The organism is Chloroflexus sp. (assembly GCF_034432675.1).
Lineage (GTDB): Bacteria > Chloroflexota > Chloroflexia > Chloroflexales > Chloroflexaceae > Chloroflexus.
In genome coordinates, this window is record NZ_DAOUBI010000117.1 from 1 (window position 1) to 12,930 (window position 12,930).

The 12,930-nt window shown below is 52.8% G+C and carries 9 protein-coding genes; 2 read left to right on the top strand and 7 right to left on the bottom strand.

Translation table 11 applies throughout. The annotated features are described in order from the left end of the window. Positions 1-195: 195 nt before the first annotated feature. Entirely contained in the window at positions 196-1,500 is a 1,305-nt protein-coding gene (gene murJ / locus VAE55_RS08775; RefSeq protein WP_322815410.1) for a murein biosynthesis integral membrane protein MurJ, read from the bottom strand. Between the two features lie 409 nt (positions 1,501-1,909). Between murJ and VAE55_RS08780 the strand changes: the two genes are divergently transcribed. Together VAE55_RS08780 and VAE55_RS08785 are read left to right on the top strand one after the other, a co-directional pair. Continuing rightward, the gene (locus VAE55_RS08780; protein WP_322815411.1) at positions 1,910-3,244 is read left to right on the top strand and encodes a DUF58 domain-containing protein; all 1,335 of its coding nucleotides are present in this window, start codon (positions 1,910-1,912) and stop codon (positions 3,242-3,244) included. A gap of 117 nt (positions 3,245-3,361) precedes the next feature. After that, entirely contained in the window at positions 3,362-4,597 is a 1,236-nt protein-coding gene (locus tag VAE55_RS08785) for a M14 family metallopeptidase (protein WP_322815412.1), read from the top strand. Here VAE55_RS08785 and VAE55_RS08790 read toward each other — a convergent pair. The 6 genes from VAE55_RS08790 to VAE55_RS08815 form a co-directional block, all read right to left on the bottom strand. Continuing rightward, positions 4,594-5,184, bottom strand: a complete 591-nt coding sequence (locus tag VAE55_RS08790; RefSeq protein WP_322815413.1) for an acyltransferase — start codon at positions 5,182-5,184, stop codon at positions 4,594-4,596. The two genes, VAE55_RS08785 and VAE55_RS08790, sit on opposite strands and share 4 nt — an antisense overlap. Before the next feature lie 16 nt (positions 5,185-5,200). Further along, positions 5,201-5,779 (bottom strand): AAA family ATPase, encoded by a 579-nt coding sequence (locus VAE55_RS08795; RefSeq protein ID WP_322815414.1) that lies wholly within the window; start codon positions 5,777-5,779, stop codon positions 5,201-5,203. 294 nt (positions 5,780-6,073) lie between these two features. After that, entirely contained in the window at positions 6,074-8,701 is a 2,628-nt protein-coding gene (locus VAE55_RS08800; RefSeq protein WP_322815415.1) for a hypothetical protein, read from the bottom strand. A 115-nt stretch (positions 8,702-8,816) separates the two neighbouring features. Further along, complete coding sequence (locus tag VAE55_RS08805; RefSeq protein ID WP_322815416.1) at positions 8,817-11,366, bottom strand: Tad domain-containing protein; 2,550 nt, start codon at positions 11,364-11,366, stop codon at positions 8,817-8,819. Between the two features lie 70 nt (positions 11,367-11,436). Continuing rightward, the gene (locus VAE55_RS08810; RefSeq protein ID WP_322815417.1) at positions 11,437-12,036 is read right to left on the bottom strand and encodes a TadE family protein; all 600 of its coding nucleotides are present in this window, start codon (positions 12,034-12,036) and stop codon (positions 11,437-11,439) included. A 13-nt stretch (positions 12,037-12,049) separates the two neighbouring features. Then, the gene (locus tag VAE55_RS08815) at positions 12,050-12,628 is read right to left on the bottom strand and encodes a TadE family protein (protein WP_322815418.1); all 579 of its coding nucleotides are present in this window, start codon (positions 12,626-12,628) and stop codon (positions 12,050-12,052) included. Between the last annotated feature and the right edge of the window lie 302 nt (positions 12,629-12,930).

The following is a 12,930-nucleotide window of genomic DNA, read 5'->3' on the forward strand; positions in this document are numbered from 1 at the left end:
CGCAGCGTCGTGCTGTTCATCATCGCAGGTAGTCTTTCGTGGCCTGCTCACAGCGTAGGTGGCAACTTGGGTTATCATAACTCATTCCTATCACATTGAACGAGAAGATTTATTGATACTCAGAGGCAATGAATAAACTCGATCCTGGTTGTAACCTCTGTTGATTGGTGGCCTGCGCATGAGCTGCCGGGCATACTATAGCGATACGGTTGTATCACCGATAGTATGCCACTCCGTCACCATATACAGCCGTCTCCACAAGATACCGCAGAGAATACTGACTTCAACAATCCCGCTGGCAACGGTAGCTATCGGCACTGCCAGCACTCCCACCATCGGCCATAGCAAGGTTGCTACACCAATCCGGGTCAGCAATTGGGCACCGTTTGCGATCAGTGGGGTACGGGCATCGCCGAGGGCCACCAGAGTGCGCCCGGTAATCTCAACGATGACGTAGATTGGTAGTCCAAGCGCAAAGAGTTGGAGAATGGCAAAAGTCAGATCGCCTGCAGCGCTATCGAATGCACCCCGCTCGAAGATCAGACGGATCAACCAGCGTCCCCCTCCGATCAGTGCGAGTGCGCTTATTGCGGCAAGGAAAGCAGCGATCATGATTGTGGTCAGCCAGCGTTGCTGAAACAGCTTGCGATCACGGCTGACCGCCGCTGCGGCGAGATACGGAAAGGCAGCCTGACCGATTGCAATGCCGCATAGTCGCTGCGGCAGATGTCCGATCAAGAGTGCGTTGTGCATCGCACCTAGTCCGGCGGCCTGATCACCTAGGCTGGCAATCGCTGTATCAACAATGGCGTTGCTGTAGTTAATGGTGCCTGAAATGGTACCGGGAATTGCCAGGCGGAGTGTGCCCCGTACCAGCGGATCGTTGATCTGCCAGGCTGGACGCACACGTAGCCGATGGTGCCACAGACCAGGGATGAGAATCAGCAGTTGGATGACTGAGTCACCGAGTGAGCCAATGGCTACAGTGATAATGGTTGGTTCCGGCAGCAACAGCGTGAGAATGATCATCGTGTTGCGCAAGGCAATTCCGGCTGCCGGTAAGAAGAATTGGCCACGGGCAATTAAGACCGCACTGAGCACACCTTCGGCGACCAGGAACACAAGTTCGGCGAGCATAATCCGGGTCAACAACGTAGCCAACGCCTGCGTCTGCGGCTCAAGCCCCGGTGCGACAAACCAGTGTAACAACGGTGGGGCAGCCAGCCAGAGGACAAAGGTGACGGGTATAACAACGATTAGCATCAGGGTAAGCACCCGGCTCACCAGCAGCGAGATCGCATGCTGATGGGTACGCATAGCCAGTAACAGATGCGGTACAAGCGCGTTGGTCAACGCACCACCAGCTATCAGGGTGCTGATCGTTTCCGAGAGACGAAATGCTGTGTATAACGCTGCCGCCTCTTCGCCAACCCCAAAGTGCGCGTTGAAGAGTATCTGGCGCACAAGACCCAGTGTGGCTGAGATGAGAAAGGCTGCCATAAAGATGAGCGAACCTTCTGCGGTTGAAAGTGTCAGAGTTGACCATTCCCGCAGTGGCACGGTGCGGAGACGGTGCCAGATGGTTGATGGAGAATATTTCTGAAAAAGCATGTCGATGATATTGGTAATGAGTTGTATCGGCTATCAATCAGATTGTATCCCGCTTCGGTGTGGGAGGTAGTTGCAGGGTCATCCGTCAGATGAGGCACCGATTGGCGCCTGTGCTCTTGTTTCTGGAGTGCCGGTCAGGTGTTACCGGATCACACAATACGTCCTCCCGGAATAAAGACGGTTTTTCCTGATGGATACCCGGTCATGTCGCCATAACTCCTGCAATCGTTCTATCCTCATGGTGATCCTGGTCGATTATAATAGATCAGGGCAACGCTGACCATATGAAACAAACTGTATGCTTCCAACACCACGCCTCCTCATGCTCGTATTGCTGGTTGTACCATTGATTGCCGGTGCAGCGTTTATATCGTATCTGGCCTGGGTCGCAGTCATCTACCTGGCGGTGGTTGGTGGCGTGCTGGTTAGCGATGTTATGCTCTCACCGCGACCTGACCAGATTGATGTTGAGCGACTACACGAGTCGCGTCTGTCTCTGGGTACGACCAATCTGGTCACTATTCTGATAGCCAATACCTCAGCTCGGCCATTGCGCTTTGTTGTGCGTGATGAGTATCCGGTAGAAATGCCGGTTGACATTGATCTGCTGCCGGGAGAGGCCAGACCGTTTAGTCTCTGTGAGCTGCGTTATCATCTGCGACCACAACGTCGTGGCGATTATCAGTTTGGTGATATTGTCATGCGTTACGACGGTGTACTCGGCTGTCATCGGCGGCAGGTTCGGTTTCCGGAAACCCGACCGGTGCAGGTCTACCCAAATCTGCTGGAAGTGCGCAAGTACGATCTGCTGATCCGACGTGGTCAATTGCGAACTATTGGCCTGCGCTCGATCCGTCAGTTAGGGCAGGGGGGCGAATTTGCGCATCTGCGCAATTATACGATCAACGACGAGTATCGCCGGATTAACTGGAAGGCTACTGCTCGTCGTGCTCAGCCGATTGTCGCCGAGATTGAGGCCGAACGTAGCCGGCATGTCATTACGGTGATTGATGCCGGGCGATTAATGGCGGCACCGGTGGCCGATCCGTCGCATCTTGATGATCCCGGTCTGACCCGCCTCGACTACGTTGTGAATACAGCGTTGATGCTCAGTTTTGTTGCCCTTGGCAAAGGTGATCATGCCGGTATGCTCACTTTTGCCGGTCAGGTTGAGCACTTTATCGCACCACGTAAGGGTAAGGCTCAGTTCCATCGTCTCCTCGATGCGCTCTACAATGTCCAGCCGCAACTGGTAGAAGCCGATCTTCCGGCAGCCTTAACCTATCTCGATCAACACCAACAGCGGTGCGCTCTGATTGTTATTTTTACCGATCTCTCGCATCCGGCAGCTGCACAGCTGCTGATCGGCCATCTGCATCGGTTGTCGCGTCGGCATTTACCGTTATGTGTGACGATTAGTGATCCCAATATTACCGGCGTTGCCGGCCATCCGGTACATGATAGCCAGGCATTGTTTCGCCGGTTAGTTGCAGAACAGTTGGCCGATGAGCGGCGAATGATCCTCGATAGGATTCAGTGTAGTGGTGCGCTGACGCTTGATGTGCCGGCAACGGCCCTGACCGTTTCGGTTGTGAATACCTATTTGCGCCTGAAAGAGGAGGCGCGGTTGTAAGCGGTTGTTCTTCTGCTCGTTGTGATGATCCTTATTGGGTCTGGTACTGAAACTGGTATGAAATATCTCATCATTTTCTTGTTCGTGACCACTACCTGGTGGTCCTGGTTATCACCAATGCAGACATTGCCCGTCCGCACGGTTGAGATTGGCCGTTCGGCTGAGGGGCGTCCGATAGAGGCTGTCATATTTGGTGATGGCCCGCGTAAGCTGGCCGTAATCGGTGCTACGCATGGTGCGCCGGAGGCCAATACCTATCAGTTGTCGCTGGCGCTGATCGAACATTTTCGCGCCAATCCTGCCGCCATCCCACCCGAAGTACGTCTGGTCATTATTCCTGCCCTGAATCCCGACGGCCTGGCCCGGGGCTGGCGGTTTGATGCTGCCGGTGTTGATTTGAATCGGAATATGGACACTTCTCACGACGCATGTCCAGACAATGACTGGCGTCAGCGCGTGCAGGGTGCACGAGGGATCATCTCCGATACCGGTGGTCCCTACCCTAATTCACAGATTGAGAGCAGGCTTATTCTGGCCTTCTTGCTGGATGCGGCAGGGGCTATCTTTCTTCACTCGAACGCCGGTCTGGTTTTTCCGGCCAGTTGTGAACATCCGCCCTCAATCGCGATGGCCCAAATCTACGCTGCAGCCGCCGGTTATCAGTATGCCCGCTTTTGGGATCGCTACACGATTACCGGTGGTATGCACGATTGGGCGGGTGGTCTTGGTATTGCCGCTATTACCCCTGAACTGGTAACCGGTAATCAGCCGGAAATCGCTGAGAATCTGGCCGGCTTGCAGGCCGTTTTGCAGAATGCGAAAGATGTCTTGCTCTTACCCGAGCCGGGTGAGATTAATAACGTTATCGTACCGGCTGTTATCTATCGTTTCTGGCGTGCTTTTGGTGGTGAAGCGCGGTTTGGGCTGCCATTAGCACCGGCTGAGGAAACGGCGACCGGCTTTCGCCAGCGCTTTACACGCGCAGTGATCGAGATTGATGAGACGCAGCGCGATACCGTTAGTTACGTGCGTATGACCTCCCTGGGTAGCGAGGTGATGACCGCACGTGCTTATGGCGGAGCCGATGTGATTGGGGAAGCCGTTCCCTGGCCTGCCGGGCCATTCGCCGACTTTTGGCAGCGAAACGGTGCCTACCTCCTGTTTGGTGATCCGCTGAGCAAACCGTTTGCGACTCGCCTTGCCGATGGTAGTCCTCGTATCGCTCAATACTTCACCCGTGCGGTCTTGCTGCTTGATCCGGTCAGCGGTCAGATCGATCTGGCGCCGCTCGGCTTGTGGGACGCGGCACGTGCTGAACTTGCTCTACCTTTGACGCCGCAGACCATTCGTTAGCTGTTCCCTTCAATCACCGTCACTCGTCCACATGCCGGGCAGGTGCGTGCTTCCGTCTGGCGGGTTGGGCTACCAGGCAGACGTGATCCGCACGGACAGACATAACCGGCCAGACGGGCCGGATTACCCATCACTAGCCCGTAATCAGGAACGTCACGGGTAACGACCGATCCGGCAGCAACCATCGCGAAACGTCCAATCGTTACCCCGCAGACAATTGTTGCGTTTGCGCCGATGCTTGCTCCGTATTTCACCAGGGTTGGGGTCACCGTCCAATCCTCCAGACCTTTCAACGTACCATCAGGGTTGATTGCACGGGGTGTTTTATCATTGGTAAAACAGGCATGTGGTCCGACAAAGACGCCATCTTCGATAGTAACCCCGCGAAAGACTGAGACATTGCTCTGAATCTTGACGCGGCTCCCAACCCGAACACCTGCGTCGAAATAACAGCCTTTCCCGATAATCGACTCGCTGCCAATAACCACATCTTCACGAATTTGCGTCCAGTGCCAGACCCGCGTATTGTCACCGATTTGAGCCTGTGAATCGACCGTTGCGGTGGGATGAATAATAGCCGGCCTCATGATGATCTCCTCGCTACTACAAGACAGCGGTTCCTGATTGCAAATGCTGACGTGCCCATTGCACGATAGCATTCATATCGATCTGTTCGGGAAAGGTGGTGTCAACCGTCAGCAGTGGACCTCCGATCGGTAATGGTGGAATATCGCCGCGGCTGCGCACCAGTTCGAGATCGGCCGGCGACCGATCATCACAATGGCCAGGGTGACGCGCTCCCTGTGCGATGCGGGAGAGAATACGTTCAACCAGGACATCACCGCTGGCCACACAGCGGATCTGGATCGGAGTAAAGGGGGCAATTGTGTGCAGGTTTCGCATCCGCTCGGTATCGAGGTCTACCCGAAAATTGCTCTCCATAATCAGCGACTGACCACTCTGCAAGATCGTCGCCGCAGTATGGTAGAGCATCATAATCGCGGTTGCACCTACTCGTCGTGACCATTCCCGATCTGACCATCCCAACCCGTCAAACATCACCTCTTTGAAGGCATCTTTGCTCAGCAACGGTAGGCGTAGGCCGGTGGCCAACGCCTGCGAGAGAGTAGTTTTACCGGTTGCCGGATGACCGGTCACGATGATCAAAGCTGGTGTTGGCACAGGTTTTATTATATCAAAGACAAGCGTTACGAAGGTGGGTGACGATCTGCGAGGAATATCGAAGCAAGGATGAATAGTGATAAGAAATGCTGTACTTGCACTACGGTTGTATACAGTGATCAAGTCTCCTAGCTTTTCTTCCAAACAGCGGTCGGGTACGAATGTAATAACAGAGGGGTGTCATTCCTCCGAACCTTTATGATGTATTGCGATACAAGTACTGGGGAAGATGATCATTCCCCAGTACTTCCTGCGACCAACATTTACCTCACACCTCGATCCCCATTCCATCAGTTATTTATAGATTGCCGGTATAAAAGTGTTATGAGTTGGCGGATTGGGGTTCGGTGGTGCAGTAATCGTTACTGTCCGAATGATGCCATTCGGTGGTGAAACGTTTTCACCCCGGTTGTTACTGCGTCCCTGCGCATCTTCACCGGTAAGGGCATTGTAATCAACCACAATCCCAATATCGTATGTGCCCGGTTCACCGAAGATAGTATTCCAATCAATAGATGTGCCTCCGCTTGCGGAGAGCCAAGCGGTGAACGGAACGGTATAGCTAGCCCCTGGAGTCATATTTTCTTTTGGTACCTGCGCCGATACCGTCGCACAGGCTGGGGTCGCACCTGGGCCGGCGTCTGGGTCAGGTGCTGGTACTGCCGTCAATACTGGCGTCGCTGGATTGGTTCGTTTCGCGATACAGAGATCGACGAAGAAACCTCCTCCACCGGCAGCAGCCACCACACTGCGGGTAGCACTGAGATTGTTATTGCGCAGATTTTTCAACTTTAGGGTAATACCCGTAAAGCTCCCGCTATTTGTCTGGACGTCGAAAGTGTCGATCAAAATGTCTGGTTTGGCTGCCACGACCTTCTCAACGGCGAAGTATAGCAGTTTCGGCGTGTACGAGTTTTGACCGGGGTCTTGAATGAACTGCGCCCGATACTGCATACAGGTCGCCTGAATCTCTTCAGTGGGGAATGCATCAATCAAGCGCACAGTATTCTCACCGTCTTTAGAACGTAACAAAGGATCGGTGTCCCCATCAAGATCACGCCAACGTGATGAGTTGCTGGAAGTTGAAGGGTCAAAGTCGCTCTCGCGGCAGGTGCCACTAGTCACTACTGCCCGGAACTGAATCCGAATATCAGCTTCAGGGTTGGTTGGGGGTCGATTCAGGTCGGTAAACCACGTTATTGCCAGGAGTCGTGAGGTTTCACCCTCGGTCAAGACGGGAAACGGTTGTGAGTAATACCAACCCTCTGAGGCGCGTATGGTGCCGATTGTCTCATTTGCACCACCTACCCTGCCGACAAAGATCATTTGGGTTGGCTGGTTTAATTCATTCGAACCCCCGATGACGTACATCCATGCCGCATGTACTTGGGTCGAATCGCTCGATGGCGGCACAGCCGGAACTAGCGCAACAGACGCATTGAGCCGACGATTTGGTTGGGGAAGAACATAGTCATTATTCTCATCAAACCCCACGAAGTAGTTATTGCTGCTCGTTAAATCTTCGAGCAGAAACTGATCATTGTAGATTGCAACCGGAATGGTCGCAGTTGCTCCGGCGGCTCCTGGTGAGCCTGTTGATGTAGATCCGGTCACGTAGTAGATGCGGTTATTGAAGCTGATACCGGTAACACCCTGACGCCCCTGAATACTGATCGCCTGGCTACTGCCGCTACCGGTAGAGGCAACCTGGTCTGTCCAGGTCAGTTCGCCGGTCGTTGGATTGATGTCGGCCCGGTATACTGATGTATTCAGACTTGTACATGAAATATCGGTACAACCCCCTAGCAGGAAGATGGCATCTTTCTGTACTGGCACGTCACTTTCGATACCGGTTGTCCTTGCTGCGATAGCGGTACCGGAATGCAGGGAAAATGGCAGATCGTTCAGTTTGTGCCAAACGGTCGCTGATTCGGAGGGGGTTGGGTGGGGGTTGACAAGATTACCGTTGGTGTCAACTTTGGTGTAGAAGACGTAGGGATAAATATCTTCCTGTAAAAATTGTTCCGGACTAACGCTCAGGCCACCGATAGCGTAGATAAAGTCGTTTCCCTCGCTTGTACGTATGTGTACGACCTGCACATTTTGAACCCCACGTAGGTCCAGGGAGTTTACATCCGTGATAATATTTCCATTATCATCGAGGGTCGGGAAGCGCCAACTGTCCTGTGCGCTCCAACCAATGATGTCACCGTTGGCGTTTACTGTTGCCCGCTGCACCAGATTAGTAGAAAAGTCATACGTCTGGCAGTCAGTATCGTACATACTGCCACCGATCACAAAGATGTAGCCCAGATTTGTCCCATTGTTGGTAGACGGTACAGCAACTGCCCCTGCCCGTGATCGCCCTGCCAGAGGTGTGTCACACTCAGGGCCGGGGTCAGCGGCTTCGATGGCAAATGCGGCGAACGTATCGTTGCCATTGGGATACGGATCTGCCTGTGCTACCAGTTCACCGGATTTCTGATCAACAATGCCGCGATAGACGAAGGGTGAACGGTTTTCCTCATTAGCAATCGGGCTGGTAGCGCCACCGATTACAAACAGGTATTTATCGAGGGCAACAACCGGCGCGTCGCTCAATTGTTGCGGTAATAGGGCAGCAGCAGTAAGCCAGTTGTTGCGGTTAAGGGCTCCTGCAGGCGCTAGCTCGATCCCACCAACCTGATCGAGGTTTGTTGGTGGATCATTTGTTGGTGGTTTAAGTGATGCTGCGACAACCGTGCGCTGGAACACGCCACCGGCAAAATCGGCATGGGTATTGTCGATAATTTCGGTGACTCCAGTTTCATCATCGAGCGCCTGCACGGCAACCGGTGGTAGGAGCATAAGTAGTAACGCAGCACTGGTGAAGAAGAACGCAAGTAACCGCAATGGTCGGTGCAAACGTGAAACAATGCTCATTAGGAACCTCCTCGCAGCCAGTGCAAGCCTGATAGCACAGTTGAGTGGGAAATGGCGTAATGATACAAGACAGCCGCAGAGATGCACCAAGGCATCTCTGCGGCATCCTCATGACCTAGTTTACACTACATACATTCCCGTCAAGGCGTAGGCGCAGATTCTGTTCAATCGTCGAGATAAATCCGACCCCCTGTCCATTCGGTTCGAGCACGACCACCATATCAGACTGGCTCGAACTTCCGTTGAAGAGCTGGCTATACATTCGTGGCATCGCCGTGGGCGGATCGAGCGGGTGGCGGTAGAAGAGATACGCTTGCAAGCGGTAAGTACCGCGCGGAATCTCCTCGAAGGTGTAGCGCACCCGGCCATCGGTACCAGCCACAATTGGTGCTCGATAAACACTTCCCGTCGAGAAGTCTTCGAGAATGACCTCTCCTACATTCGGATAGCTCAACCCACCAACCGATTGGAAGTGATTGCTGGGAATAGTCCCACGCCATTCACCATCGGCACCATTGATACATGGTGCTTGTTCAACCTCGGCGTTGATAGCCAGCATAATGCGGTCTACATTGTTCAGTCCGTCTGTTCCTCGTGTCAGAGTATCGGCAATGTAGAAGTGTCGCGGTGTAGTTGCGACGCCATCACGCAGACCGTTTGGCGGTATGGATGAAATGGCCAATGCGTAAATGTCAGTCTGGATCGATTGATTACTCTTAATCTGTTGTGCGCGCTGTACCATTTGCGTAATGGGTCGATCCATGCCATTGTATTTCCCACCAACTTCTGTGGTCTGACATTCAGCGTTGTCGGTCACGTTCGGCACAGTTCTGCAGAGGTGTCTTTGGGGATATGTATTGGCGTTGCTTTGCCCACCATTCAGGTTGCCATTTCTTTCGTTGAAGAAGATGTTGGTAACACCATCAGTCACAAAGATAATTGCCCGCCGGTATATCCACTCGCGTCCCAACTGATTGGTCTTGGTGGGAGCGCTTTGCAGTAGTTGTTGTGCGCGATATAATCCTCCAGTACCGTTAGTACCACCTTGCGTCTGATACGGATCGTTATTCACCATTCCTGCTCTTAGCACTGCATTCTTAAGCGCCGCCGGATCCGAGCTGAAACCGAAGCGATTTCCAGCAGGAACATCATGATTGAACCAAATCAATGCCATCTGGTCGATCGGACGTGTCGGATCATACCCTGGATTACCAGGCATATTGGTCTGTTCAATCAGGAGCCGTATAGCCTCTTTGGCTACATAGTTGCGACGTTCCTCCAGAGGTGTCCATCGATATGGGGGTGAACCATTACAACTCGCTGTTGGCGGTGGTGATCCAGGAGGTCCTTCAAGGCATTGTGCTGTCCTACCGTTGATTTTCCCACGACCGGAGAAATCCATGTTCATCGAACCTGATACGTCAAGAATGACGACGTATTGTACTGGTGGGCGCTCATTCGCTACAACCTGATACTCCGGCCACAGTTCAACGCTACCGGTCAGACGTACGATGTTGTTATCTTCGGGTGGTGGTGGCGTAGCCGAGCAAGCCGTACCTTGCCGATCAGGATTGCCGAGGAAGATGAAATCCATGTACGGACGATTCCGTTCACGCCCGTATTCTGTCAATACGAAAAGACCCAAACGAACAACTCGATATGCTGCGTTCGATCCTTGACCAATGGCAACATCGTAGATTGGCAGGATCATACGTGTACCGTTGTTGATGTGTGCTTCAAGCGCTGCCTGGCGGTCGTTGCTGGCAGTGAAACCAGAACTGCCGTAGACCCAATCACCGACATTGAGTTGACCAGGCCGCTCGGGATAACCCGCCGGTTGGGGCAAATTCGGTGCTGGCCATGGTGTCACTTCCATAAAACCTTTTGAAAGGGAACCGGTGCCGGTCAAAGCATATTCCAGCTCTTGAGCGCTATTGGCATTGGCACCACTTGCTCCGCGTCCGTCGAGCCAGCGCAGCCAGCCAAAACCACCGGGCACATTGTTATCGGCTACATAAAGCCGCATTTTGGTGTAGCCTCTATATGGGCCGCTATTGAGCTTCTGCCAATTATTGTCAATAAGGCCGTCACCATTCCGGTCGCCTGGATTGCGAAACTCATTGCCGGAAATGTATTCATTATTTATTGCAATAGGATATACACCATCAGTAGGCGGGCAGGTGCCAGCATAGGCGGTTGCACCAATTGGTAACTGATTCTGATTAACGACACGGGCGAAGAAGGTATCTACGTCACCGGCTAAATTGACTTGAATATAGGCCACATTATCCGGTGCTACTGTGCCATCTCTGGTAATCTGGGCACCACCTTCAATTGGTTCACCACGAGCATTCAGATAATAGGCTTCCATCCGAATATTCGGGTTGCTATTTAGATCAATCCCATTTGAGCGAAGCGAATTAACTATCGCATCGTAAATAACGGTATTGGTTGTTCCACTTGGTCGGCGGATATAGGTATTCATTGCCGATAACGAAGCGGCGTTTGCTGCAGCAACAGCGCGTCGTTCCTCGGAAAAGGTGCGTCCGACATCAACAGAGAGTGCTACCATTCCGATTAATACGACTATCATGAGCGCCAAGAGAGGAATACTCTGTCCTCGCACTCGTTTGAGCAGGTGTCGGTTTCGTGGTTGACTCATCATAGGCTTGTTCTCCTGTTGCCACATTTGTTGTTGTGTGAAGACTTCATAAACGATGGTAAGCTGCTAAAGATCAGCCGACAAATTGACTACGAATAGGCATTGTGTGGGTAACCCGCAAAATAATCTCTTGTCCGAAAGCTGGTGCAAATGGGAAGAAGAGTCGATAGCGATAGCGAATGGTGACTCTAACCCAGCAATTTTGTCCGGCATTACGCATATCCACTCGTGCCCTTGTCGTTTCACACGTGCCGCTTAGATTGGCGGGATTGGCGCCTTTAGGGTTTTCGATAATCACAAAACCATTTGCATTCGTTGGGTTATTCGGGTTGAATACAGCCGTCTGGTTTGCATCATCAATGCTATCGCCATTCAGATCGAGCAGATTTGCCACGCCCACCGGTTGGGTGCCGCCAGCAGTGCGAATACGTCTAAAAATTTCACTATAATTCAAACGCACTGCGGTCACTTGACCACTACTGTTGGTGACGATGACCGGATAACTACCGTATGTAGCGCCTTCTTGGGCTGCGGCCCGTAACGCCTGGAGCGTAAAGAAGATCAGGCCCAGATCAACCGCTGCGGACAATAAGAGAAAGATAATCGTGGCCGAGAGAGCAAATTCAACGATAGCCTGACCGACTGTTTTGCGACGAAGCCTCATGTTTATCATGATTCCCACTCTCCTACGGTTGCATTGACACTTGTATCGCTTGCCAATCGGCAACATCGCGGGCACAAGCTACACCACGTGGACTTCTGGGATCAACACCCAGGTTCTCAATCGAGCGGCGCTGGACGACACGCAGGTTGAGCGTGCCATCTTGCAGCCCAATCAAGTCGAAGAGTGGTGTGATACTGCGTACCGGGTAGTTAATCTCGATCTCAATTGGTCCACGGTCATTGAGGTTTCGCGTTTGACCACCATTCGGGTAGCGAATGATGACATAATCCTCAATTCGCCGTCCCTCATTCCCGGCACCATCAAACAACACTACGTCCGACCGGATCGCTTCGATGATCCCGCGCACGCAGGCATCTGCTGCAAAGCCGGGATAGTTGGCCGGCGGGTTGTTCCGCAATTGCAGCCAGCTTTCGTATGGCGGTAATTGCGCGGCTGCCTCGGCACCGTTGCGTGCTGCCTGTGATACCATCGAGTAAGCGAAGATCAGGTAGCCGAATTCGATGATACCAAACAAGACGATTAGCATAACTGGCAACAAGAGTGCCATCTCAACAATAGATTGTCCGGGCTTGTTCTGCATAGCATGCACCTCCGCAAAGGCTTTTGCCCTGGCTATCAGTATAGAGCGGCCCACAGGATGATTGAATAGTCCGAAAGTACCGGCTTTTCCAGGGGTATGATGGTGGGAGTTGTTCGGGTATCCGAGATAAGGATAGCACAGGTCTGAAGCCTGTGCCATGCTCTGACGTTCAGTCTGTTGTGAATTAGGCCCCTTGATCGCAACTAGAAGTAGAACCTATTTCAAAAAACATCTACGAGAAGGTATCTTCTTCATTGCCGCTCGATTCCATGTTCGTGACGAGCGCACCCGGCCTCCGCGTG